The 25,131-nt window shown below is 69.2% G+C and carries 17 protein-coding genes; 8 read left to right on the forward strand and 9 right to left on the reverse strand.

The genetic code is table 11. The annotated features are described in order from the left end of the window. Positions 1 to 82: 82 nt before the first annotated feature. Complete coding sequence (locus tag Q0Z83_RS49035) at positions 83 to 4,171, forward strand: polymorphic toxin-type HINT domain-containing protein (protein WP_317790446.1); 4,089 nt, start codon at positions 83 to 85, stop codon at positions 4,169 to 4,171. A gap of 65 nt (positions 4,172 to 4,236) precedes the next feature. Then, positions 4,237 to 4,812, forward strand: coding sequence for a hypothetical protein (locus tag Q0Z83_RS49040; RefSeq protein ID WP_317790447.1), 576 nt, complete (start codon positions 4,237 to 4,239; stop codon positions 4,810 to 4,812). 58 nt (positions 4,813 to 4,870) lie between these two features. Here the strand turns inward: Q0Z83_RS49040 and Q0Z83_RS49045 are convergent, their stop codons facing one another. Further along, positions 4,871 to 6,766 carry a hypothetical protein gene (locus Q0Z83_RS49045; RefSeq protein WP_317790448.1) on the reverse strand — a complete coding sequence of 632 codons (1,896 nt, stop codon included), beginning with the start codon at positions 6,764 to 6,766 and terminating at the stop codon, positions 4,871 to 4,873. A 342-nt stretch (positions 6,767 to 7,108) separates the two neighbouring features. Between Q0Z83_RS49045 and Q0Z83_RS49050 the strand changes: the two genes are divergently transcribed. From Q0Z83_RS49050 to Q0Z83_RS49070, 5 genes are all read left to right on the forward strand, one after another. Next, positions 7,109 to 8,140 carry a hypothetical protein gene (locus tag Q0Z83_RS49050; RefSeq protein WP_317790449.1) on the forward strand — a complete coding sequence of 344 codons (1,032 nt, stop codon included), beginning with the start codon at positions 7,109 to 7,111 and terminating at the stop codon, positions 8,138 to 8,140. 14 nt (positions 8,141 to 8,154) lie between these two features. After that, positions 8,155 to 12,327, forward strand: a complete 4,173-nt coding sequence (locus tag Q0Z83_RS49055) for a Hint domain-containing protein (RefSeq protein WP_317790450.1) — start codon at positions 8,155 to 8,157, stop codon at positions 12,325 to 12,327. A 1-nt stretch (position 12,328) separates the two neighbouring features. Continuing rightward, positions 12,329 to 12,880 carry a hypothetical protein gene (locus Q0Z83_RS49060; protein WP_317790451.1) on the forward strand — a complete coding sequence of 184 codons (552 nt, stop codon included), beginning with the start codon at positions 12,329 to 12,331 and terminating at the stop codon, positions 12,878 to 12,880. Positions 12,881 to 13,289: 409 nt separating this feature from the next. Beyond that, positions 13,290 to 14,315: a 3-isopropylmalate dehydrogenase gene (locus Q0Z83_RS49065; RefSeq protein ID WP_317797336.1), complete on the forward strand. Its 1,026-nt coding sequence runs from the start codon at positions 13,290 to 13,292 to the stop codon at positions 14,313 to 14,315. Positions 14,316 to 14,459: 144 nt separating this feature from the next. Then, the gene (locus Q0Z83_RS49070; protein WP_317790452.1) at positions 14,460 to 15,557 is read left to right on the forward strand and encodes a branched-chain amino acid aminotransferase; all 1,098 of its coding nucleotides are present in this window, start codon (positions 14,460 to 14,462) and stop codon (positions 15,555 to 15,557) included. A gap of 135 nt (positions 15,558 to 15,692) precedes the next feature. On the opposite strand, the gene Q0Z83_RS49075 is transcribed toward Q0Z83_RS49070, so the two are convergent. Further along, on the reverse strand, positions 15,693 to 16,373 hold the full coding sequence (locus Q0Z83_RS49075; protein ID WP_317790453.1) for a hypothetical protein: 681 nt from the start codon (positions 16,371 to 16,373) through the stop codon (positions 15,693 to 15,695). 116 nt (positions 16,374 to 16,489) lie between these two features. Beyond that, entirely contained in the window at positions 16,490 to 17,236 is a 747-nt protein-coding gene (locus Q0Z83_RS49080) for a tyrosine-protein phosphatase (protein ID WP_317790454.1), read from the reverse strand. Between the two features lie 244 nt (positions 17,237 to 17,480). Between Q0Z83_RS49080 and cimA the strand changes: the two genes are divergently transcribed. Continuing rightward, entirely contained in the window at positions 17,481 to 19,070 is a 1,590-nt protein-coding gene (gene cimA, locus Q0Z83_RS49085) for a citramalate synthase (RefSeq protein ID WP_317790455.1), read from the forward strand. On the opposite strand, the gene thrS is transcribed toward cimA, so the two are convergent. From thrS to Q0Z83_RS49115, 6 genes are all read right to left on the reverse strand, one after another. Then, positions 19,053 to 20,258, reverse strand: a complete 1,206-nt coding sequence (thrS, locus tag Q0Z83_RS49090) for a threonine--tRNA ligase (protein ID WP_317790456.1) — start codon at positions 20,256 to 20,258, stop codon at positions 19,053 to 19,055. The genes cimA and thrS overlap by 18 nt on opposite strands. A gap of 147 nt (positions 20,259 to 20,405) precedes the next feature. Further along, positions 20,406 to 20,945 carry a GNAT family N-acetyltransferase gene (locus Q0Z83_RS49095; RefSeq protein ID WP_378078912.1) on the reverse strand — a complete coding sequence of 180 codons (540 nt, stop codon included), beginning with the start codon at positions 20,943 to 20,945 and terminating at the stop codon, positions 20,406 to 20,408. Next, a complete protein-coding gene (locus Q0Z83_RS49100; RefSeq protein WP_317790457.1) occupies positions 20,942 to 21,937 on the reverse strand; it encodes an endonuclease/exonuclease/phosphatase family protein in 996 nt (331 codons plus the stop codon). Before Q0Z83_RS49100 ends, Q0Z83_RS49095 begins: the two co-directional genes overlap by 4 nt. A gap of 53 nt (positions 21,938 to 21,990) precedes the next feature. After that, positions 21,991 to 22,272: a hypothetical protein gene (locus Q0Z83_RS49105; RefSeq protein ID WP_317790458.1), complete on the reverse strand. Its 282-nt coding sequence runs from the start codon at positions 22,270 to 22,272 to the stop codon at positions 21,991 to 21,993. A gap of 84 nt (positions 22,273 to 22,356) precedes the next feature. After that, positions 22,357 to 23,697 carry a M16 family metallopeptidase gene (locus tag Q0Z83_RS49110; protein WP_317790459.1) on the reverse strand — a complete coding sequence of 447 codons (1,341 nt, stop codon included), beginning with the start codon at positions 23,695 to 23,697 and terminating at the stop codon, positions 22,357 to 22,359. A gap of 55 nt (positions 23,698 to 23,752) precedes the next feature. Further along, positions 23,753 to 25,066: a M16 family metallopeptidase gene (locus Q0Z83_RS49115; protein WP_317790460.1), complete on the reverse strand. Its 1,314-nt coding sequence runs from the start codon at positions 25,064 to 25,066 to the stop codon at positions 23,753 to 23,755. Between the last annotated feature and the right edge of the window lie 65 nt (positions 25,067 to 25,131).

Here is a 25,131-nt window from a genome sequence, read left to right on the forward strand (position 1 = left end):
CGGAGCGCCCACGCCTGCCCTGCTGCGGGCCCATCTTCGAAACGGATGTGTTGTGAGACTCAAGCCGCGGCTTCATGCTGCCTTGATCTCGTTGCTGGCGGCCGCGGTCGTCGGCGCGGGACTCCACGCCCCACCGGCCTTCGCCGACCCCACGCCCACCCCGGCGCCCACCGCCACGGACGAACCCGACCCGGACATCAAGATTCCGGAGCTGGTCACCGAGTCGTGGAACGGCACGACCGGTGTGGACACGATGGCGGAGCGGTGGCGTAAGGCCGTCGCCGATGTCGCCGAGTTCACCGCCGAGCCGGAGGTTCGTGACGCGGCGCTAGCCGCGCTGGTGACAGCCGATCCGGTGGTGATTCAGAAGTTCGCGACGGTGGACAAGCCGGCGTTGGACAAGCAGGTCGCGGCGCGTAAGAAGCAGGAGGCCGCGGACGATCTGGCCAAGATCAAGGCGTTGAAGGGTACGGGTGGCCCGTACTTCAACGCCGAGGTCGAGCGGGTTCTCGCCGGTTCGGACAGTGACCGGGCGGCGTTCCTCGCCTACGGCGCGGCGATCGCCCGTGATCGTGACAAGAAGACCGGTGATGACGCTGCTGAGCGTGCGGCGACGTTGCGGGAGCGGGTGCGGCTGATCGCGGCGATGGCTCCGGCGGAGTCCAATGTCAAGCGTGCCGCGGAGGCGGCGTTCGCCGGTGACGACAATGCGGTCAATGCGTTCCTCGACGGTGGTTATCTGACGGCGGCGCGGGCGGATGCTGCGGAGCGTGAGCAGTATCTGAAGGACCTCGAGGCGCGGAACAAGGCGGCCGAGGAACTCACCGAGTTGGCGCAGAAGTCGGCGCGGGCGTCGGAGGCTCGTCGTCGTCTGTTGGTGGCGCATGGTGAGGGTGTTCGGGCGTTGCAGCAGGCGTCGAACGCGATGGCCGCGGCCGCCAACGGTGCTCGGCACTCGGCCCGTGTGCTCGCCCGTTCGGGTACGGCGGCGTCGAAGTCGGGCGAGCTTTCCACGGCGAACACCGAGGTCAAACGGCAGCTGGGTTACGCGCAGGCGGCTGCGCGTGAGGCGGGGATCGCGGCACAGACCGCGTCGACCGCTGCCGACGACATCATCGCGACCGGCCTGGAGTACGGGGCTGAGTGGGCGCAGATCGCGCAGGGCATGAGCGAGGCCGCGACGGCTGCGGTGGGTGCGACGCAGACGGCGGTGCACGCGTCGGATGCGACGATCGCGACGAACAATGCGCAGGGTGCGCAGGCGCAGGCCGAGGCTCATGCGGCGCAGGCGATCAAGTGGCGTGAGCACGCTGAGGAGCACGCCAAGTCGGCGGCGAAGCTGGCGGCGGCGGCGGCGAAGCAGGCGGCTGCGGCGAAGACGGCGGCGGCGCGGGCGAAGAAGGCCCGTGAGCAGGCGCAGGCGGCTGAGGCGAAGGCATGGGCCGAGGCGGAGAAGACCCGCCGCCACCGGCAGGAAGCCGAGGCACAGGCGGCCGAAGCGAAACGCCAGCGGCAGATCGCCCAGGAACAGGCGGCTCTCGCCGCCCAGCACCGCGCCGAGGCCGAACGACAGGCCGCCGCCGCACGTGCCGCACGCCAGCACGCGGAGGCCCAGGCGACCATCGCCGACGGTGCCGCAAAGCGTTCCCGGACCGCAGACGACAAGGCCGCTGCCGCGGACGCCAACGCGTGGGGCAAGGAGCGTGAGGCGGCGGCCGCCCGCGACGCGGCGCTCGCCGCTGAGCGGAACCGGCAGACGGCCGAAGCGAAGGCGCAGTACCACAAGAGCTGGGTGGCCAAGTCGGACAGTGCCGAGGAGCGGAACAACGCGCTGGCCGCCTCGGCCGAGGCCGATCGTGAGTACCAGACCGCGGACGGCGCGGCCAAGTCGGCACGGGGATACGCCAACAGCGCGACCGGCGCCGCCGCGGGTGCCCGCAGCGCCGCCACGCAGGCGCAGGCCGCCGCCGATCGGGCATGGGCGGCCGCCGAGGCGGCTCGGGCCGCCGCTGCCGCCGCGGACGCGGCAGCCGACAAAGCAGAGGCGTCGGCCAAGGCGACCCATGCCGCGCGGGTGCGAGCCGATGCCAAGGCAGCCGAGGCGACAGCCCAGCAGAACAAGGCGGCCCGGGCTGCGGTCGCGGCCATGAACCTGGCCACCCAGGCCGCCGACCAGGCAATCCAGGCGCTGCGGGCGGCGGACCGGACCAGGAGCGAGGCCGAGGCCGCCACCACCGAGGCGGTCGCCGCCGCTGTGCAGGCCGATATCGCAGTGAACGCGGCGGCCGCGGCACGTCAGTCGGCCGCCGGGATCGCCGGGCCGCACGACGCCGCGATCGGCATGGTGTCGCCGTTCACCGGCACCGACATCGACGCCGACTTCGTCAAACTGGTGGCCGAACAAGCCAAGATCATCGGTGCGGAGCAGGTCGATGCGGCTCAGGCTCGTGCACAGGAGGCGCTGACCGCGGCCACCAAGGCGCAGGAGGCCGCCGACCTCGCCAACGAGCAGGTTCCGGCCGCCTACACCGCGGCGGCCAAGGCCGCCCGGTCCGCTGCTGATGCCGCCCAGTCGGCGGCCGAGGCCAAGAAGTACGCCGCCCAGGCCGCCGCCGACGGAGCCGCCGCCCGTGCGGCCGCGATCAGCGCCGGGCGGGCCGACGCCCAGGCCAGGGCCGACGCACTCGCTGCCCGCCAGGCCGCGAACGAGGCGGCCAACGACGCCGCGATCGCCGGCCGCAGTGCCGAACAGGCTCAGCAGGACGCGAACGCCGCGAACAGCGCCGCCACCGAGGCGGAGCGCGATGCCGCCGCAGCCCGCGGCGCCGCCGACCGGGCCGAGGCCTCCGCGGCCGAGGCCAAGAAGTTCGCGGAGAGCGCGCAGAAGCACGCCGAAAGCGCCATCGAGGCGGCGTCCAAGGCCTTGGAGCACGCCATCGAGGCGCAGAAGGCGTCCGAACGAACGGAGAACGCCGAACGGGAGGAGATCGAGAAGGTCCTGGAGAACGGCGGCAAGCTGACGCCGGAACAGGAGAAGGCCTTCCTCGAGACCCTCAACGAGGAGCAGCGTGCCGAGTACGAGGCCGCCAAGAAGGCCGCCGAGCAGGGCCTCGAGGACTTCATCCGGGAGAACGCGCTGGACTTCCTCGGGGATCTGATCCTCGGGGACCTCAAGGAATGCGCGATGAAGCCCAGCGCCGGAGCCTGCTTCTGGGCGATCTTCGACCTGATCCCGATCGGGAAGCTGAAGAAGCTCAAGAACGTCTGGGACCTCTACAAGAAGTTCGAGAAGTTCACCGACGGCGTCAAGAAGGCCCGCGGGAAGGTCGACGACCTCCTCAAGAAGTTCCTGCGCAAGGGCAAGTGCAAGGAGGACAACAGCTTCCTGCCCGGCACCCCCGTTCTCCTCGCCGACGGATCCCATCGGGCCATCGACGACCTGGACGTCGGTGACGAGGTGCTGGCCTCCGATCCGGTCAGCGGCTTCACGGCGGCCCGACCGGTGATCGGCACGATCGTCGGCAGCGGTGACAAGAAGCTGGTCGACATCACGATCGACGGCTCGACGATCACGGCGACCCACAACCACCCGTTCTGGGTTCCCGCACTGTCGGAGTGGGTCGACGCCGAGAACCTCGTGGCGCAGCAGTGGCTTCGCACCAGCTCCGGCACCCTGGCGCAGATCTCGGCGGTCCAGCACCGTCCGGCGCAGGCGGTCGTCCACAACCTCACCGTGGCCGACCTCCACACGTTCTACGTGCTCGCCGGCGACACTCCGGTTCTCGTCCACAACTGCGACGAGTGGTTCCCGGAGAACTACTCGCCGGACGAGATCAAGGAGCGGGTCGACGCCGTCCGGGACTTCGAGTCGCTCGCCGACGACATCAAGGACACGATCTTCGAGGTCGCCAACAACCCGGACTACCCGCAGCGTCTGACGAAGAACAAGGACACCGGCCTGCTGGAGCCCGACTTCTACCAGGACCGCAAGAGCACTCCGCGGTACGCGAAGAGCTGGGTGGGCGGCAAGATCTTCGACATCGTCGGCGCCGCACCGAACGATAAACGGCGAATCGTCCTGCATCCGTCCGGCCGGTACATGGCCCTGGTCGAGGACCACAACTACGACAAACTCATGCCGTTCACGGGGTGGGGTAAGACGAAGAAATAGCGTGAGCAATATGGCCCTGCCTCACCGAGGCAGGGCCATCTCGTCGTGCCGGATAGGATTCGATAATGCGGGAGAGTGAACTGGCGGAGCGGCTGGGGAAAGCCGGTCTCGTTTTTATCGGATGGCCCGACGAAGCCGTTCCCCGGGTGCCGGTCGCGGTGGCGCGATATGCGGTCTCCGCCGGTTCGGATACCGGCCGCGACGAGGTGAGTCTGAGATACACGGATCCCGGATGGCAATCGGGTGGAAATGACGCCTGGTTCACGCTCGCGTCGGATGCGGGGCTTTTCGGTGCAGGCGGCGAATTCCTGGTGGCGGTCGCTCTGGAACCGGACGTGTGGCCGGTTCGTTCCCGCTGGGCGGGAGTCCGGCTGGCGGCGTCGTGGGACATCGTGGGGGAGGGCGCGGCCGACCTGCTCGGCAGCGGCCGTCATCATCCGGAGTTCGTGATGCTCTCCCCTGACGGTGAGGTGATCGTCCAGGGCACCGTCCGGCAGGACGGCATCAGCTTCCTGGCGGTGCACCATCCCCGGGATTCCGGGGTGCTCCGGAAGCAGGGCGAGTTCTTCGCGAACTGGCACCGGGCCCACCCGGAGGATCGGCAGGCCGCCCGGAGTTGGCTGGACGCCGACGCGGGCTGACGAACACGAAGGTGGCCCCCGCTCTTCAGAGCGGGGGCCACCTTTCGGTTCCAGCGGATCAGGCCGCTTCGGGGGCGGTCCGGAAGGTCGTCCAGGCCGCGCCGAGGCCACCCTCCTTCACCAGGGCGATCCGGTCGCCGGTCACGATCGCGATCCGGTTGCCGCTGAGGGCGTGCTGCTGGACACCGCTGTACTCGTTCACCCAGGCGGTGCTGAGACCACCCTCCTTGACGTACGCGATGCCGCCGGTGGTCAGCACGCCGATCCGGGTGGTGGTGAGGGTCAGCTGCTTGATGCCGCTGTGCTCGTTGACCCAGGAGGCGTTCAGCGCGCCCTCCTTGACGTACGCGATACCGCCGGTGCTCAGCACACCGATCCGGGTGCCGGCGAGGACGAGCTGCTTCATCCCGGTGTGCTGGGTGCTCCAGGCGGCGCTCAGCGTGCCCTGCTTGACCAGGGCGGCACCGGCGGTGGTGAGCACGCCGATCCGGTTGCCGCTCAGGGCGATCTGCTGGACGTTGCTGTACTCGTTCACCCAGCCGGCGCTCAGGCTGCCCTCCTTGACGTACGCGATGCCGCCGGTGGTGAGGACACCGATCCGGTCGCCGTCCAGGGCGAGCTGCTTGATCCCGGTCTGCTCGGTCACCCAGGCGGCGCCCAGGTGACCTTCCTTCACCAGAGCGACACCGTCGTTGGTCAGGACGCCGATCCGGTCACCGGCCAGCACCAGCTGCTTGACGCCCGAGTACTCCTTCTCCCAGGTCGCGCCGAGGGTGCCCTCCTTGACGTACGCGACGCCGTCGGCGGTGAGGATGCCGATCCGGTTGCCGGACACCGCCACCGCGGCGATGTCCGTACGCACCTGGTACTGCCCGGTCTGCAGGAACCGGACGACGTCGGTGTAGCTCCCGGTCAGCGCCGTCTGGGCGGCCGCGGCCAGCGTCACGTACCCCGCCTTCAGCGACCGGTCGACGATGCCCTGGACCGCCTTGCGGTCGTCAGCTTCCTTCTTCTCCAGCGCGATCTGGATGTCCCGGTCCTTGGCCTGGTGGACGCCGGTGTCGATGAAGGCCTTCCAGTCCGCCGGGACCAGGCTGCGGGCCGCCGCGATCGCGGCGATCTGCACCTCGGTGCCCTCGTCGGCGTGGGTCCAGACGGTCACCACGAAGTCCCGGTCGGGCATGCTCAGGAGCTGCTCGGTGACCGGCAGGCCGATCCGGTTGGCGGCGTACTGCTTCGCGGCCCGGGCCAGCGCGTCGGCCTTCTCGGCCTCCGTCCGCTCCTTGTCCTTGCGGATCCAGTCCTCGGTGTCCTGCTTGGCCGCCGCGGCCAGCCCGGCCGCGATGAACGCGGTCTGCTGCTCGGCGGAACCCTTGCGGGCGGCGTCGGCGCCGGCCTTGACCAGCGGCCACCGCGCCTCGTCGACCAGATCGTGGATCTTCAGGAGGAACTGGTCGTCGGTCCCGGTGAGCAGAGCCGCGTCCGCGACCACGTCGATGGCGGCGGCGGCCGTGGTACGGGCCAGGTCGCTCAGCCGCTTCGCCTCGGCGATCTGGCGCTCCCGCTCGACGTCCCGGTCGAACGCCGCGTACACCTCGGTGAGGATGAAGTCGACGCTGGCCTGGGCGGAGTCCTCGGGGGCGGCGTCGAGCGCGATCTCCGCAGCGACCCGGACCTCGGCGTGTCGCGGCTTGTCGCGTACGTGGGACCAGATCGCGTAGACGAAGTCACGGTCCGCCCGCTCCGGCAGCGAGAAGTCGTCGCCCAGACCGAACTTGACGGCCACGGCGAGCTTCGCCTCGTACATGTCGACCGCCGCGGCCAGCGCCGCCTGCGGGAGGGGCTGCGCGGGCACGGCGTACGCGGCGGACGGCGTGACCGAGGCGAACGCCAGGGCGGCGACACCCACGGTGAGGAGCCGTCGGGTGGAGAACCCGTCGGTGATGTGTGGCATGAAGTTGATTCCCCCGTATGAAAGGCCTGAAGACACGTCCTGGAATCGGGGATGAGGCACGGAGAGCCGTCGCCCGAGTTGACGCCCGGGCAAGCTAGCCCGGATTCCAGCCCATTGACAAGGGCCCACCGAGATGACGGACGACTCACTATTCGATTTCCGCTGATCACGTGCCGGGCGTCGACTTTCCTGGGAATTCCGGGGCGGCGCGACGGCCGTATCCGTGCTTCCATCACCGTCTATTGCGCTGGTTCACCGGAGGTGGCCGGCGTTTTGGTGTGCGTTCCAACGGGGGAAACGATGAAACGCAGAAGTCTATTCATGGTGAGTACGGTCACGGCATTGAGCGCCGTTTCCTGGGCCGGGGCGGCGTGGGCCGCGGATCCGGTGGTCGTCACCACACTCTCGGCCGAACAACAGGAGGCGGAACGTTTCTTCGTCCGCTGGCTGTCGGCCTACGAGGAGCGCGCGGCGGTGCGTAGCGCGGCTCGGTCGGCGCTGCTGACCGGGGAGACCGCCGAGGAGAAGATCGCGGCCGTCACCGAGTTCCTGGACATCGGCTACACCGCGGCGATGGAACGTGCGCAGGCGACTCTGGACCGCCAGACCACGTATGCGCGGCGGATGGTCGCCACCCACCCGGCCCGCACCTATCCACGGGTCAACGCGGCCGGGCAGCGCGCCCTCGCCGGCTCCGAGGTGGAACTGGACGAGTTCGCCCGTACCGGATATGTCGTTGCTCTGGAACTTGATCGCAAGGGGATCGCCGACGACAAGCTCCGCGCCGACCTGGTGAAACAGGACGACCGCAACTTCGTCGCCTTCCTGCGCGACAACGACCCCGGCGCGCAGGTGCAGGCCTGGGCTCGCCGGGTGGTCACCGACGACGATGTCGCCGAGTTCCTCAACTACGGCTGGGCGAGCGCGGCCGCACTGGACACCCAGACCTACCGCCGGCAGTGCGCGGACGCCGACAAGGCGTGGCTGCTGAAGTCGCGTGAGTTGGTGGCCGCCGCCCAGACCGCCGAGCAGAAGGCCCTCGGCGCGGCCGGCGAGGCGAAGGAGCAACTGCGCGCCGCGGCCGCCCGGGACTGGGCCGACGTCGCCGCCCACACGTCGAAGCCGCGCGTCGCCTGGGCCGAGGCCGAGCAGGTGGCCCTCCAACAGGCCGAGACCTGGCTGCAGATCTCCATCCAGGCGGCCGGCACCACCAGCCCGAACTGGCAGAACATCGCCGGCACCGCGCAGGGCACCCGCGACCAGTGGCTCACCGCCCAGCAGACCGCCGCCGAGCAGGCCGCGTCATGGGCCGTGCTCTACCAGCGGGCCCTGGCGGCCGAAGCCGCGCTGCTCACCCCCACTTCTCTCGTCTGAACAGGACTTTCGCAGTGAAACTGACGCGGCTACGCGTATTCCTGATCTCGTCGCTGGCGGCCGCGGTCGTCGGCGCGGGACTCCACGCCCCACCGGCCCTCGCCGTCGACCCGACCCCGGCCCCGACCGCGACGGCGTCCGAGGAGCCGGGCCTCGAACTGGACATCCCCGAGCTGGTCACCGAGTCGTGGAACGGCACGACCGGTGTGGACACGATGGCGGAGCGGTGGCGTAAGGCCGTCGCCGATGTCGCGGAGTTCACCGCCGAGCCGGAGGTTCGTGAGGCGGCTTTGGCCGCTTTGAGTACCGGTGATCCGGTGGTGATTCAGAAGTTCGCGACGGTGGACAAGCCGGCGTTGGACAAGCAGGTCGCGGCGCGTAAGAAGCAGGAGGCCGCGGACGATCTGGCCAAGATCAAGGCGTTGAAGGGTACGGGTGGCCCGTACTTCAACGCCGAGGTCGAGCGGGTTCTCGCGGGCACTGACAGTGACCGGGCGGCGTTCCTCGCCTACGGCGCGGCGATCGCCCGTGATCGTGACAAGAAGACCGGTGATGACGCTGCTGAGCGTGCGGCGACGTTGCGGGAGCGGGTGCGGCTGATCGCGGCGATGGCTCCGGCGGAGTCCAATGTCAAGCGTGCCGCGGAGGCGGCGTTCGCCGGTGACGACAATGCGGTCAATGCGTTCCTCGACGGTGGTTATCTGACGGCGGCGCGGGCGGATGCTGCGGAGCGTGAGCAGTATCTGAAGGACCTCGAGGCGCGGAACAAGGCGGCCGAGGAACTCACCGAGTTGGCGCAGAAGTCGGCGCGGGCGTCGGAGGCTCGTCGTCGTCTGTTGGTGGCGCATGGTGAGGGTGTTCGGGCGTTGCAGCAGGCGTCGAACGCGATGGCCGCGGCCGCCAACGGTGCTCGGCACTCGGCCCGTGTGCTCGCCCGTTCGGGTACGGCGGCGTCGAAGTCATCTGAGTTGGCATCGGCGAACGCTGAGGTCAAACGGCAGTTGGGTTATGCGCAGGCGGCTGCGCGTGAGGCGGGGATCGCGGCGCAGACCGCGTGGACGGCGGCTGATGACCTGATCGATACCGGGTTGGAGTACGGGGCCGAATGGGCAGAGATCGCGCAGGGGATGAGCGATGCCGCGGCCGCTGCGGTCGGTGCGACCGAGACCGCGGTGCACGCCTCGGACGCCACTGTCGCGACGAACAATGCGCAGGGCGCTCAAGCGCAGGCGGAGGCACACGCGGCGCAGGCGATCAAGTGGCGTGAGCACGCTGAGGAGCACGCGAGGTCGGCGGCGAAGTTGGCTGCGGCGGCGGCGAAGCAGGCGGCTGCGGCGAAGACGGCGGCGGCGCGGGCGAAGAAGGCGCGGGAGCAGGCGCAGGCGGCTGAGGCGAAGGCGTGGGCGGAAGCGGAGAAGACCCGCCGCCACCGGCAGGAAGCCGAGGCACAGGCGGCCGAGGCCAAACGCCAGCGGCAGATCGCCCAGGAACAGGCGGCTCTCGCCGCCCAGCACCGCGCCGAGGCCGAACGACAGGCCGCCGCCGCACGTTCGGCCCGGGCGAACGCTGAGGCCCAAGCCGCCATTGCCGACGGCGCGGTGAAGCGTGCTGAGACTGCGGACGGAAACGCCGCTGGAGCGGCCGACGCAGCCTGGGACAAGGAAGCGGCGGCGGCGCAGGCGCGTGACGCCGCACTCGCCGCGGAACGTAACCGGCAGACAGCTGAAGCGAAGGCTCAGTTCGCCAAGGCGATGGTTGCCAAGACCGATAGCGAGGAGGCTCGCAACCAGGCCCAGGCGGCGGCGAATCAGGCGGACGCCGAATTCCGGACGGCGGACGGCGCGTCCAAGTCGGCCCGGGGATACGCGAACACCGCGACCGGTGCGGCGGCGAACGCTCGTTCGGCTGCCACACAGGCCCAGCGTGCTGCGGACCGGGCTTGGGCGGCGGCCGAACAAGCACGTGCCGCTGCCGAGGCGGCGGACGCAGCAGCCGACAGGGCCGAAGCCTCAGCAAAGGCCACGCATGCGGCCCGAGTGCAGGCGGACGCGAAAGCCTCTGTAGCGACCGCCCAGCAGATCAAGGCAGCCCAGGCCGCGACGACGGCGGTGAATCTAGCTCGGCAAGCGGCTGAAGAGGCGGTTCGTGCGCTGTGGGCAGCGGACCGTACCAGGGATGAGGCCGAGGCCGCCACGACCGAGGCCGTTGCCGCCGCCGCACAGGCGGACATCGCGATCCGTGCTGCCAACGCCGCTGCCGTGTCATCGGCGGGCATTGCGGATCCGCATGATGCGGCGCTGGCGATGGTCTCACCATTCACCGGAACCGACATCGACGCCGATTTCGTCAAGCTCGTTGCCGAGCAGGCCAAATCGATTGGTGAGGAGCAGGCGGCCGCGGCGGCAGCGCGGGCGCAGGAGGCGCTCACTGCGGCAGCCAAGGCCCAGCAGGCTGCCGAGCTGGCGAACGCACAAGTCAGGCCCGCCTATGTTGCCGCTGCGCAGGCCGCCAAGTCGGCGGCTGACGCGGCTCAGTCGGCAGCCGAGGCGAAAAAGTACGCCGCCCAGGCGGCCGTCGACGGCGCTGCCGCCCGTGCGGCAGCAGCTAGTGCCGCTCGCGCTGACGCGCAAGCCAGAGCCGATGCCGCCGCAGCCCGGCAGGCGGCGAATGAAGCAGCCAATGATGCGTCGATAGCCGGACGCAGTGCTCAGCAGGCACAAAACGATGCCGATGCAGCAAACAGTGCTGCCACTGCCGCGGAAAATGATGCAGCCGCTGCCCGCGGAGCCGCCGATCGAGCGGAAGCCTCCGCCGCCAAAGCGAAGAAGCTGGCGGAATCCGCTCAGGGGTATGCCGACAGCGCTGCTGATGCCGCAGCGAAGGCTTTGGAACATGCCGTCGAAGCGCAGAAGGCCTACGAGCGTGCCGAGGCCACTGATCGTGAAGAGCTCGAGAAGGCGTTGGAGAACGGCGCCAACCTGACTCCTGAGCAGGAGAAGACGTTCCTCGAGACGTTGAACCCGGACGAACGTGCGGATTACGAGGCAGCCAAGAAGGCGGCCGACCAGGGAGTAATCGACTTCATCAAGGAGAACGGGCTCGAGTTCCTCGGGGACCTGTTCCTCGGCGAGATCAAAGAATGTGTCACCAAGCCGAGTGTCGGCGCCTGTTTCTGGGCCGTCCTCGATCTGCTCCCCTGGGGCAAGCTCAAGAAGCTGGGCAATGTCTGGGACCTCTACAAGAAGTACGAGAAGTTCTCCGAGGGGGTACAGAAGGCCCGTAGGAAGGTGGGTGAGCTCGTTGAGAAGTTCACGAGCAAGCCTTGCCTTGACAACAGCTTCCTGCCCGGCACTCCGGTACTACTTGCCGACGGCTCTACCCGTCCCATCGAGGATCTGACCGTCGGAGACCAGGTCCTGGCGACCGACCCGGTCGGCGGACGCACCGAGGCCAAGCCGGTGACCGACACGATCGTCGGGAGCGGCGACAAGAAGCTGGTCGAAATCACCGTCGACGTGGACGGTGACCGTGGCGACGACACGGGAACCGTCACCGCAACACACAACCACCCCTTCTGGGTGCCCTCTCTGTCCGAATGGATCGACGCGGAGGATCTTGCTCCTCAGCAGTGGCTGCGGACCAGCGCAGGCACGTTGGTGCAGATCTCGGCCGTCCACCACAGCAGCGCGCAAGCGGTGGTTCACAACCTCACCGTCGCTGACATTCACACGTACTACGTGCTGGCCGGCAACACGCCGGTGCTGGTGCACAACTGTGACTTCTCGGATCGCGCCAAGGAGATCTGGGACGCGGAGCCGGACGAGTACATCAAGAAGAATGTCAGCACCATCGCTGTGATCCGGGCTGAAACACCTCTCGGCCCGGTGAACCTGATCGGTGCGAGTGGTGACGGATTCACGAAGGCTCAGATGTCTGTGCCGCTGAAGCCAGGCGAGATGCGTGTACCGAACATCCCTGGGACGGACGCCGAACAGAACATCTTCCTGTATATGCACGTCAATGGCTACAAGCTGATAGCCGGTGGAACCTCCCGGAATGTGTGCCGCGCCAAGTGCCATGTCTGGGTCAAGAGGTTCGGCGGTGCGATGCAAGGCGAGGTGTACCCTGGCGACGGCAAGAAGACGACGCGGCAGCGAAGTTTCGTCAAAGTAATTCTCGGGGGCTAGGGTGCTCGTTGAAGCCGACACGATCGCCAGGCTGAACCGATCTGATGCAGCGGTGCGCCGCGCATTCGTGGCGGGCTGTGCAGAACGGGTGGCTCAGATTTTCACCGGACTGCGCGGTCCTCAGATTTCGCGGTCGCTCGATGTGGAAACGTTTGTCAACGCCCTGTATTCGTTGTGGTCCGGTGTCTCGGTGACCACCTATAGCCGTCTACTGGAGCAGGTGGAAAGGTTCGAGGAGTTCGAGCCGTCGGAGGAGGGGATCTCGGATACCGCCGAGATCTACGCAATGTACTCGGCTCTGGCGTTGCGTTATGCGCTCGCCTGCGCGGCGAGCGATGATCCGGAGTTCGCGGTCAAGTGCGGGCACGTGATGCTGACCGCGATGGAGCAGATGGACAGTGCAGTGCCGGGAAACTCGTTCGCCGAAGAAGAGCGTCGATTCCAGGCACGCGATCACGTGACGCGCGTCTACGAGGCAGAGGGGAGCGATCTCCGGGAGGAGTGTCAGGCCTCAGCCCGTAAGAGGTACGAAGCGCTGGCGGCAAGACTGTAGGCGCACGATGGGCGTGGCTCGGTCATGGCCGGGCCACGCCTGCTGCTCTGCAGAAAAGTATGTGGTCGGTGTGGCCTGTCCGGCGAGACGGTCGCCTCCTCCGCGATGAAAGTGCGGCGACACGCGGGGCGCGCGGCTTGCGCGTCATAAGTCCGTCTCGCTAGCGTTGTCCCCCAAGCCGCACGTCTCGTACGGGCCTGTCTTCGGGTGATGGTGTCCGTTTCCGGGACGAGCGGTGCGTATCCCGGCGGGACTTCTCGTCGCTACAGCCCCCGTGACCGTTTGCCGCGGTCCGGGGGCTGTTCGCATTCCTCGGCTGTTCATCTGATGGGACTCCCGTACCGGTGATCGGGACGGGCGGGTAGCCTGGCCAGGGTTTACCAGAAACGTTGGGGGAGTTGACGTGAGCGTGGCGCGGATCGCGGTTGTCGGCGGCGACGGCATCGGTACCGAGGTGACCGCTCAGGCTCGCAAGGTCATCGACGCCGTGCTCCCCGGAGTCGTCTACAACGAGTATGACCTGGGCGCCCGCCTCTACAACCGCACCGGCGAGGTGCTGCCGCAGTCGGTCGAGGACGAGCTGGCCGGCCACGACGCGATCCTGCTGGGCGCCATCGGTGACCCGAGTGTCCCGCCGGGCGTTCTGGAGCGCGGCCTGCTGCTGAAGCTCCGTTTCGACTTCGACCAGTATGTGAACCTCCGCCCGTCGAAGCTGTGGCCCGGCACGTCGAGCCCGCTGGCCGGCGTGAAGCCCGGCGAGATCGACCTGGTCGTGGTCCGGGAGGGCACCGAGGGCCTCTACGTCGGCGCCGGTGGCGTGCTGCACAAGAACACGCCCGCCGAGATCGCGACCGAGGAGAGCCTGAACACGCGGCACGGTGTCGAGCGGGTCATCCGTGACGCGTTCGCCCGCGCGCAGCGCCGCGACCGCCGCCACGTCACCCTGGTGCACAAGACCAACGTGCTGACCCACGCCGGCAACCTGTGGTCGCGGGCGTTCGCCGCCGTCGCGTCCGAGTACCCCGAGGTCACCACCGAGTACCAGCACGTCGACGCGGCCAGCATGTTCCTGGTGACGAACCCGCAGCGATACGACGTCGTGGTGACCGACAACCTCTTCGGTGACATCCTCACCGACATCGCCGCGGCCGTGACCGGCGGCATCGGCATGGCGGCCAGCGGCTCCGTCAACCCGGAGCGCATCTACCCGTCGACGTTCGAGCCCGTGCACGGCTCCGCGCCGGACATCGCCGGCAAGGGCATCGCCGACCCGGCGGCCGCCATCCTGTCCGCGGCCCTGCTGCTGGAGCACCTGGGCAAGCTGGACGAGGCCCGTCGAGTAACCGAGGCGGTCGCGGCCGAGGTCGCGTCCCGCACGCCGGGCGCGCCGCTGCGTACCGCCGAAGTCGGCGACCGCGTCGCCGCAGCCGTCTGACCGGCCGGTCTCGTCACTCAGCCCTACGGGGCTGCTCACCCATGGTCATTATTTTTTAACGACCGTTCGGGGTAAATTCATGGGGCACTGCGGGTGCCCCCACGCATGCTTCCATTCTTCGTGCAGAAAGCAGGTCCACCTGTCATGAGCGGTGGTGACCACCTCGATTTCGAGATCCGTCCGAACCCGGCACCCGTCAGCGACGCGGACCGCGCCGCACTGCTGGCCAGCCCCGGTTTCGGCCGCATCTTCACCGACCACATGGTCACGGTGCGCTACGCCGACGGCAAAGGCTGGTATGAGCCGCGCGTCGAGGCCCGCGGGCCGATCCCGATGGACCCGGCGAGTGCCGTCCTGCACTACGCGCAGGAGATCTTCGAGGGTCTTAAGGCGTATACGACACCCGACGGTGGGGTCGCGATGTTCCGCCCGGACGCGAACGCGAACCGGTTCAACCAGTCCGCGGCGCGGATGGCGATGCCGGCTCTGCCGGTGGAGACGTTCCTCCAGTCCCTCCACGAGATCATCAAGATCGACCGGAACTGGATCCCCGAGGACCCGGAGGGCAGCCTCTACCTGCGCCCGTTCGCCTACGCGAGCGAGGTGTTCCTCGGTGTCCGCCCGGCCAACGAGTACCTCTACCTGGTCATCGCCTCCCCGGTCGGGCCGTACTTCTCCGGCGGCGTCAAGCCGGTCAGCATCTGGGTGACGCCCGACTTCACCCGCGCGGCGCCCGGCGGCACCGGCGCGGCCAAGTGCGGCGGCAACTACGCGGCCGGTCTCTCGGCCCAGGCCGAGGCCTCCGAGCACGGCTGCGACCAGGTCGTCTACCTCGACGCGGTGGAGCGCAAGTACATCGACGAGCTGGGCGGCATGAACGTCTTCCTCGTCCTCGACGACGGCAGCCTGATCACCCCGCCGCTGACCGGCACGATCCTGCCGGGCATCACCCGCGACTCGGTGATCAAGCTGGCCGAGCGCGCCGGCCGCAAGGTCGAGGAGCGCCCGATCAGCCTTCAGGAGTGGCGCGAGGGCGCGGCGTCCGGCCGGGTCCGCGAGGCTTTCGCCTGCGGCACCGCCGCCGTGATCACCCCGATCGGCACGATCAAGAGCGAAGACGGCGACTTCACCGTCGCCGACGGCGGCTCCGGCGAGGTCACCATGGCCATCCGCAAGGAACTCGTCGACATTCAGCGAGGCCGAGCCGAAGACCCCTTCGGCTGGGTCCATCGAGTCCTTTAAACCCTTCGGCGGTACGGGTGGGAGCACCCACAAACGCACCCACCCGTCCCGAACTACGCCGCAAGCAATGCGCCACGTCCGAGTCGAAACGCGCCCGCCGGGCTGATGCGTCCCTGACCACTCAGCGGCCGGCCGTCATCCGGCGAGTGATCCACCCAGGTCCTCGATGCGCTCGGCGACAGCTGCCCGCTGGATCCACTGATCGAGCTGTTCGAGGTCGGTGCAGGCGGTGATCGTCGCGCGCGCTTCGTCGGAGACCTCGATGCCCCGTGCGGTCAGGACCGTGATGAGCGAGCGCGCCTCACCCTCCGCCATGCCTTCGGCGTGTTGCTGCCGTGCCCAGTCGCTGAAGTATCGGTCTTTGGTGGTGCTCACAAGATCCTCCAGAAGCTTGCGGGATGCTGCCGGTAGTACCCCACGCACAAAGTCATGGTAGATGCCGGCCTGGGCGGAATCGATCGCCTCGAGGGCTGCGAACAGGGCCTCGAACAGCGGAATCGGGTTGGAACGGTTCGCGTGGGCGAGCGTGGACAGTACGGTCAGCTCGGGTAACCGCCGGGCGGTTTCCGGATCGGTGATGACCGGCGTCTGGGCTGGACCGAAGGCCACCGGATGGATCGTCGACTGCGAGAGACTGATGACGATGGGCGAGGCGGCCCAATCTGCCACCTTCTGGTCGGGGCAGACGACCAGCAGATCGACTCGGCAACCCAGGCGGGCGTGCAGGCTCGCGACGTAGGCGGGCCAACTTCGTCGTTTCTTCTTGTCGACGCGTCGTTGGACCTCGACCACGACCGCGAAGACGATCTCGCCCATCCGGGTCAGGGTGACCACGGCGTCGGCTCGGTATTCCGTTGGGGCTACGTCTGTCAGGTCGGCTGAGGCCAGGTGGGCCTCGTCGTAGGCGGGGAGGGTGTCGGATTGTCGTACCCCTAGATGTCGGTGAGCATGTGCGACCGCAAGGCATGCAGCTCGTCGTCGGTCAGGCCGATCTCCTTGATGTAGGCCTCGACCGAGCCGTGCAGGGCGCGGAGGTCGTCCAGGAAGAGCTGCATCGCCTCGGCCGGGGAGTCGAACATGTGCTCGTTGCCCTTGACCGCCTCCGGAGCGGCCCGCATCAGGTACTCGGTGAGCGGCCGCATCGCCTCGGTGGTCAGGGCATAGTCGGCGGCGATGTCCTCGTCGGACACCCCGAGCAGGGACAGCGTCAGCGCGCAGACCGTGCCGGTCCGGTCCTTTCCGGCCATGCAGTGCACCACGACCGGGGCGGCCTCGGCGTTCGCGATGACCCGCAGCGAATCGGCGATGCCCTCGCGGCCGTCCTCGGCGAAGTTGAGGTAGCGGTCGGCCAGCCAGCGCTCGTGGAGGATGTCGTCGGTGTGCGCGATCTCCTCCCAGTCGACATGCCGGATCACCAGGTTGCGGTAGTCGACGCCGTGTTCCTCGGGCACCCGGCCGAACTTCTGCACCTCGAACTCGCGGCGCAGGTCGATGACGGTACGGATGCCGAGGGCGGCGAACGCCTCGCCGTCGGCCTCGTGCATCCGGTGCAGCGAGTCGGCCCGGAACAACCGCCGCCAGCGGACCCGCCGCCCGTCGAGGCCGGCGTAACCGCCGACGTCCCGGAAGTTGTAGGCCTTCGTGAACGGGAGACTTCGTGAATACGATTCGGCGACCACGTTCCCAACCTAACCGGCGCCGGCGACCACTCGGCCGGTCGAATTCGTCACTCTCGCCGTCCCAGCCAGTGGATTTCGGTCTCATCTCGTGGCATCGCGTGGCATGCTTCGGATCGTGACCCGCTCCGTGCTGATTATTCGCACCTAGCGCGCCGGCTGACTCTCCGCCGACGCGCAGACCTCCCGCATCCGCGGGGGGTCTTTTTGTTGTGCTTGGCGGTGACCGATCGAAAGGACTTCCCCGATGGACTACCAGGTGTTCGACACGACGCTGCGGGACGGCGGGCAGCGTGAGGGAATCAGCTACACGGTCGCCGACAAGCTCGCGGTCGCGCGTCTGCTGGACGAATTCGGCGTGGGTTTCATCGAGGGTGGCTGGCCGGGCGCCATGCCCAAGGACACCGAGTTCTTCGAACGGGCGAAGACCGAGCTGGACCTGAAACACGCGGTGCTCGTCGCGTTCGGCGCGACCCGCAAGGCGGGTGTCGACGTGGCCGAGGATCCGCAGGTCAAGGCGCTGCTCGACGCCGAGACCCCGGTGGTCTGCGTGGTCGCCAAGTCGGACATCAGGCACGTGGAGCGGGCGCTGCGCACCACCGGCGACGAGAACCTGGACATGGTCCGCGACACGGTCCGGCACCTGGTGGCGAACGGGCGGCGCGCGTTCGTCGACTGTGAGCACTTCTTCGACGGCTTCCGCCACGACCCGGCGTACACGGCGAGCGTCGTCAAGGCGGCGTTCGAGGCCGGCGCCGAACGGGTCATCATGTGCGACACCAACGGCGGCATGCTCCCCTCGATGGTCACCAAGGCGATCGAGCAGGTCGTGGAACTGACCGGGGTGAGCCCGGACCAGCTCGGCATCCACTGCCAGAACGACACCGCCTGCGCGGTCGCGAACACGGTCGCCGCCGTCGAGGCCGGCGTCAAGCACTTCCAGTGCACGGCCAACGGGTACGGCGAACGCCCCGGCAACGCCGACCTGTTCGCCGTGGTCAGCAACCTGCAACTCAAGCTCGGGCTGAAGGTCCTACCGGACGGATGCCTGGAGAAGGCGACGCGGGTCTCCACCGCGCTCGCCGAGATCGCCAACATCGCCCCCGACACCCACCAGGCCTATGTCGGGGCCGCGGCGTTCGCCCACAAGGCGGGCCTGCACGCGAGCGCGATCAAGGTGGATCCGCTGCTCTACAACCACGTCGACCCGTCGGTGGTGGGCAATGACATGCGGATCCTGGTAACGGAGATGGCCGGCCGGGCCAGCATCGAGCTCAAGAGCCGTGAGCTCGGACTGGACCTGGCCGGCCACCCGGACACCCTGACGAAGGTGACCCGGAAGGTCAAGGACCTGGAGGCCACCGGCTGGTCGTTCGAGGCCGCCGACGCCTCGTTCGAGCTGCTGGTACGCAGTGAGCTGCCCGGTGCCGACCTGGCCCGGCCGTTCACCCTGGAGTCGTACCGGGTGCTGGTCGAGCACCGGGAGGACGGCACGGTCATCTCCGAGGCGACCGTGAAGGTGCGGGTCCGCGGTGAACGGGTGATCGCCACGGCCGAGGGCAACGGCCCGGTCAACGCCCTCGACGAGGCCTTGCGTACCGCACTGACCAGCCACTACGCGCACCTCAAGTCGTTCGAGCTGACCGACTACAAGGTGCGGATCCTGGAGGGCAGCCACGGTACGAACGCCGTCACCCGGGTGCTGCTGGAGACCAGCGACCACAACCGGGAGTGGACCACCGTCGGCGTGCACGAGAACATCGTCGAGGCCAGCTGGACGGCCCTGGTCGACGCCCTCACCTACGGCCTGGCCCGTACGTCAGCTCCCGCTTCCTGACCGCTGTTCCCGGGCGGCGGCTCTGATCAGGTCGATCGCCGCCGCCTCGGGCATCGGATCCAGCCGGCTCCCGTCCCGGAGTCGCAGGGCGACCCGACCCGAGGCGGCCTCCCGGGCGCCGATCACCGCGATGTACGGAACCCGGCGGTGGTCCCGGATGCGGGCGCCGACCGAGCCGTCGGGCACCACCGCCACCCGCAGGTCGGCGGCCGAGTCCGCGAACGAGCGGGCCGCCGCGTCCTGGTCGGCGCCGAGCGGTAGGACGGCCAGCTGGACCGGTGCGTACCAGACCGGGAACGCGCCCTCGTGCACCTCGATCAGGTGCCCGAACAGCCGCTCCATCGACCCGGCCAGACTGCGGTGCACCATCACCGGCCGATCCCGCCCGCCGCTCGCGTTCGCGTACTCCAGCTCGAACCGCTCCGGCTGGTGATAGTCGATCTGTACGGTGGCGAGGGTCCACTCCCGACCGGACGGATCGGCGACCTGGATGTCGATCTTCGGGCCGTAGAACGCGGCCTCACCGGGCACCGCCGCGTACTCGACCCCCGCCTCGGCCAGCGCCCCGCGCAGCAGCGCCTCGGCCCGGGCCCACGAGTCGTCGTCACCGCCGTACTTCTTCCCCGGCCCGCGCAGCGACAGCTGGTAGGCGACCGGGCCCATGCCGAGCGAGGCGTGCGCCCGCCGCATCAGTGCCAGTACCCCGGCCACCTCGGCACCGGCCTGCTCCTCGGCGCAGAAGATGTGCGCGTCGTTGAGCAGCATCTGCCGGACCCGGGACAGGCCGCCGACCACGCCCGACCGCTCGGCCCGGTACATCGGTCCGAGCTCGGCGATCCGCAACGGCAGATCCCGGTACGACCGCCCGCGCGACTTGAAGATCAGCGCGTGATGCGGGCACAGGCTGGGCCGCAGCACCAGCTCGTCGTCGCCGACCCGGATCGGCGGGAACATGTCGTCGGCGAAGTTGCGCCAGTGACCGGAGAGCTCGTACATCCGGCGTTTGCCCAGAGCCGGTGAATACACGTGCCGATATCCGGCGCGCCGCTCCAGGTCGTACAGATAGGACTCCACCTCGTGACGGGCGGCCGCGCCGTCCGGCAGCCAGAACGGCAGGCCGGCGCCGATCAGCGGATCGGAGTCGAAGAGGTTCAGCTCGCGGCCGAGCCGGCGGTGATCGATGGACATGTCGGGTCTCCCTCGTTTCGGGGACCCCGGACGACAAAGCCCCGGGCATGTCGCCCGGGGCCGGTCGTCGCTCTCTAGCGCAGCATCGACTCGTCGCCGGGAACTCCCGGCGTGGTCGTCATCGAGCTGAGCATCATGCCGACGATGCTACGAGGTGGCGGAACGCGTCTCCAACCAGTTTTCCGAGAGCAGCTGGAAGAGGTAGTGGTCCGCCCAGTCACCGGCGATCCGCAGGTACCTGGGCGCCATCCCGAACCGGACGAAGCCGTTGCGCTCCAGGACACGCTGTGACCGTACGTTATGAAGCATCGTGCCCGCCTCGAGCCGATGCAGACCGTAAGTGAGGAAGGCCGCCTCGGCCACCGCCGCGACAGCGGCGCTCGCGACGCCCCGCCCGGTGGCCGCCGCGTCCACCCAGTAGCCCAGGTTCGCCGACTGGAACGCACCGTGCACCACGTTCGACAGATTGACCCGGCCGATGATCCGGCCGCCCTCGACGATCGCGTGCGGCAACGCGTTGCCGGACCGCAGGGAGTCGGAGATGACCTGCCACTGGCCCTCGGGGGTGTAGTAGCTCTCCTCGCGCAGCGGGTCCCAGGGCGCCATGTGCTCGCGATTGGCCCGTAGCAGGGCCGCCATCGCCTCGGCGTCGGCCGGGCTGATCAGCCGGATCGAGATGTCGCTCATGTGGCCGGGACGGTCAGCCAGGCGATCACCGCTCGGTGATCGGAGTCCTTCACACTGTGCACCTGGACATCTTTCACCCCGATCCGGTCATCGGCCAACACGTGGTCGATGGTGACCGGCGGAATCGGATCCCCGTCGTACGGGCCCCACGTGCCGATCCAGCCCTTCCCGACGGCGTCGGCGGCATCCCGGTAACCGGTGGCGATCAGGTCACGCAGCGGCTTGTGGTCGAGGGTCGCGTTGAAGTCGCCCAGCAGGACCTTCGGCAGCCCGCCGGCGGCCGGCACCTGGTCGGCGAGGTCGGCGCTCCAGCCGGACACCACGTCCCGGCTCGACGGGGCGAGCGGGTGCACCGACTCGACGTAGACCGTCCCGGCGCCCGGCACCTGCACGGTCGCGTGCGCCTGCTGGAAGCCACCGTCGTTGCGGCGGGATGCCTGCTCGGCGAAGTCGTAGCGTGAGTAGAGGGCGGAACCGCTCGCACCCCACTCCGGGGCGAGCTGGTTGAACGGCAGCACCTGCTCCAGCCCGGCGGCCTGGAGCGCCTGCTGCCCCCGCTCGGTGAACTCCTGCACGGCCAGCACGTCGACCGCGTTGTCCCGGACCAGCCTGACGATCTCGCCGGCGTCGGCGCCGCCGAACAGCATGTTCGTCGTCATCACCCGCAGCTCGACGCCGCTCGACGGGCCTCGGTCGCCGTCGGCCACCACCCGCGGCACGGTGGCCAGGGCGAACCCGAAAGCGATCAGGGCCGCCACCGCGGCGGCGGCCCACCGGCGGGTGGCCAGGGCGGCGAGGACCGGAAGCAAGGTCCAGATCGCGACGTACGGCGTGAACGCCAGCAGTTGCACCCAGAAGCCGGCATCCCACCCGAACGTCCGCGCCGGGAGCCAGATCACCGCCGGGATCAGCGAAAGCCAGAGCAGGCCGGTCCACACGATGCGGCGGCGCCCGGCCGGGCGTGCCGCGGGTGGCGCGTCGGTGATCGTCATGGCGGCGACGGTATCCGCAGGTCGCCAACCCGGATGGGGGAACGCGGCTCAGGTCACAGAATCGACGGTGGTCGTCGGGCGAGCGGGCCACCCAGATCCTCCACCCGGTCGGCGTTCGCCGCCCGCCTGACCCATCGGTAGATCTGAGCGGGATCGCGGCAGTCGCGGATGGTGTCGCGGGCCTCGCCGGACACCTCGACGCCGCGCGCCTTGAGCACGTGGAACAGGGCCCCGGTCATGCCGGAGATGCGGCCCTCGGCCCGGCCCTCGGCTTCGGCTCGGGCGGCCATGCGTCGCAGGAGGTCCTTCGGAAGGTTGTACCCGATGCGCGTCATGGATCCACCGTACGCCTAGCTGAACCATGACAGCTAGGCGCTGGTCAGGGTGTGCGACCATCAGATCGCACACCCTGTCCGTCGTCAGACGTCCGCGTCGACGACCTCGCCGAACTCGGCGAGCTCGGCCCGGATCACCGCACCGTCACCCTCGACCACCAGGGTCAGGGCGTCCACGTGCAGGTGCTCGGCGGCCGCCTTCGACACCTGCTCGACGGTCGCCTCCAGGTACTCCCGGCGCAGCGTCTCGTAGTAGTCGTCGGGCAGGCCGTGCACCACCAGAGTGCTCAGCGCCCCGGCGATCGCCCCCGGCGTCTGCATCTCCACCGACAGCTGGCCGGCCCGCCACGAACGCGCCACCTCCAACTCCTCCTCGGTGATGCCCTCCGCCTGGGTGCGGGCGATCTCGCCGAGCGTGTCCCGGATCGCCGGGGCGGTCACCGCGGTCTGCACCCCGGCGGCCACCTCGAAGCGGCCCCATCGGCGGCTCATCGCGTACGACCCACGGATCCCGTAGGTGTACCCCTTCACCTCGCGGATCAGGTGGTTGAGCCGGGACGTGAACGCGCCGCCCAGAATCGTCGCGGCCAACGTCATCGGCACGTAGTCGGGGGTGGCCCGCTCCGGTGCCCGATGCCCCAGCCGCAGCGTCGACTGCACCGAGTCCGGACGGTCCACCAGGATCAGGCGCCGCCGGACCGGCAGAATCGCGCTGAGCGGGCCCTCCTGCTCCAGCGGCTCGCCGGAGGTCCCCTCGAAGGCGGCCTCGGCCAGCGCCGCCAGGTCGAGCGCGTCCAGATCGCCGGCGACCAGCAGGACACCCGGCCGCCGCAGCCAGGCCTCGTGGAAGGCGAGCACGTCGTCCACGGTCACCGCGGCCACCGACGTGGGATCGCCGTGCAGCGGCCGACCGAACCGCCCCTCGGCACCGAACAGGTCGGCCCGCAGCGCGGCGTCGGCACGCGGGCCGGGTTGCGCCCAGTCCATCCGCAGCGCCGTGACCTCGTCGTCGCGGACCCGCCGCACGTCGGCCGGGTCCAGCTTCGGGGTACGGGCGGCCTCGGCGGCCAGGCGCACGGCGTCGGCCAGCAGCGGACCCGGGGCGGACACCCCGACCCGGAAGGTGTCCCAGTCCACCCCGGGGGACAGCTCCGCGCCCAGGCTCTCCAGGGCCAGTGCGTACGCCGCCGAGTCCCGTTTGCGGGTGCCCTCCTCCAACGACTTGGCGAGCACGGTGGCCGTACCCTCCCGGCCGTCCGCCTCGCGGGCCGCGCCCGCGTCCAGCAGGAGCAGGGCGCTCGCCAGGATCTGACCCGGCATGTGGGCCGCGATGACCGTGCCGCCGTGCGCGGTGACCCGCCGGATCACCGGAAACGAGTACGGCCGGGCCGCTCCGGCGCCCGGACGGGTGGTGACGAGGGTCATGCTGTGCCTCCTTGTGCGTGCCGGGCCGGCCCCTGCTTCGCTGCGGTGCGGCCCATCACGCGGCTTCCTCGGGAACGTAGGTGAGAGTGACGCGGGACTCCGGGCGCAGCACCTGGCGGGCCGCCTCGGTGACGTCCTCGGCCGTGACGGCCAGCCACTTGGGCAGACGGTCGGCGGCGGTCGCCGGGTCACCGAACTGGGTCGCATAGCGCCCGAGCAGATCGGCCCGGCCGTACGCCGTGGACACGCCCCGCCACCACGAGGTGGTCAGCAGCGCCTTCGCCCGGTTCAGCTCGTCGGCGGTGACCGGTTCGTCGATCAGGCTCTGCACCACCTCGGCCAGGCCCGCCTCCAGCGTCTCCAGGTCGACGCCGTCCTTCGCGGTGGCGGTGATGATCAGCGGGGCCGGCGCGTGCGCCAGATCCACCCCGTAGGCCCCGATGTAGTCGGGCTGGGCGATCCGCGAGCCGTCGGCGAGCCGCTGGTAGAGCCGGCTGCCCCGGCCACTGCCGAGAACCGTCGACAGCACCGTGATCGCGTCGTACCCGGCCGTGCCGAACGGGTAGGTGCGGTGCGACAGGTAGATCCGCGGAGCCGGCACGTTCGCGGTGACCGCCTCGCGTACCGCCTGGTCGGCCGGGATCGGCAGGGTCCCGTCCGGTGCCGCCGGAATGCCGGGAACCGTGGCGATCGCCCCGAAGTACTTCTCCGCCAGCGCGAACACCTCGGCCGCGGTGGTGTCGCCGACGACCGTCAGGACCGCGTTGTTCGGCGCGTAGTACTGCTGGTGGAACGCCTTGAACGTGTCCAGCGCGGCCCCGTTCAGATCCTCCATCGACCCGATCGTCGAGTGATGGTACGGGTGCCCCTCCGGGTACAGCAGTGGCAGCAGACGCAGCCACGCGTCACCGTAGGGCACGTTCTCGTACCGCTGACGCCGCTCGTTCTTGACCACCTCACGCTGGTTGTCCAGCGTCTCCTGGGTCAGCGCCGGAACCAGACCGCCCATCCGGTCGGCCTCCAGCCAGAGCGCCAACTCCAGATGCTCGGACGGCATCGTCTCGAAGTAGTTCGTCCGGTCCGGGTTGGTGGTCGCGTTCAGCGAACCGCCGTTGCCCTGGACCAGCTTCATGTGCTCGGTCTTCTTCACGTGCTGCGAACCCTCGAACATCAGATGCTCGAAGAGATGCGCGAACCCGGTCTGGCCTGGCGGCTCGTGCCGGGAGCCGACGTCATACCAGAGGTTGACGCAGACGACTGGCGCCGTCCGGTCCTCGCTGACGACGACGCGCAGACCGTTCGCGAGCTGCGTGGTTTCAATGGGCCACGGATAACCGGTCGCGGCGACCGGTGCGGATGGTGACGTCACCCGACCAATCTTGCCCTGTATGTGGCGACTACGTCGCCGCAGATCCCGCCCTGTATGTGGCGACT

The organism is Actinoplanes sichuanensis, from assembly GCF_033097365.1.
Taxonomy (GTDB): domain Bacteria; phylum Actinomycetota; class Actinomycetes; order Mycobacteriales; family Micromonosporaceae; genus Actinoplanes; species Actinoplanes sichuanensis.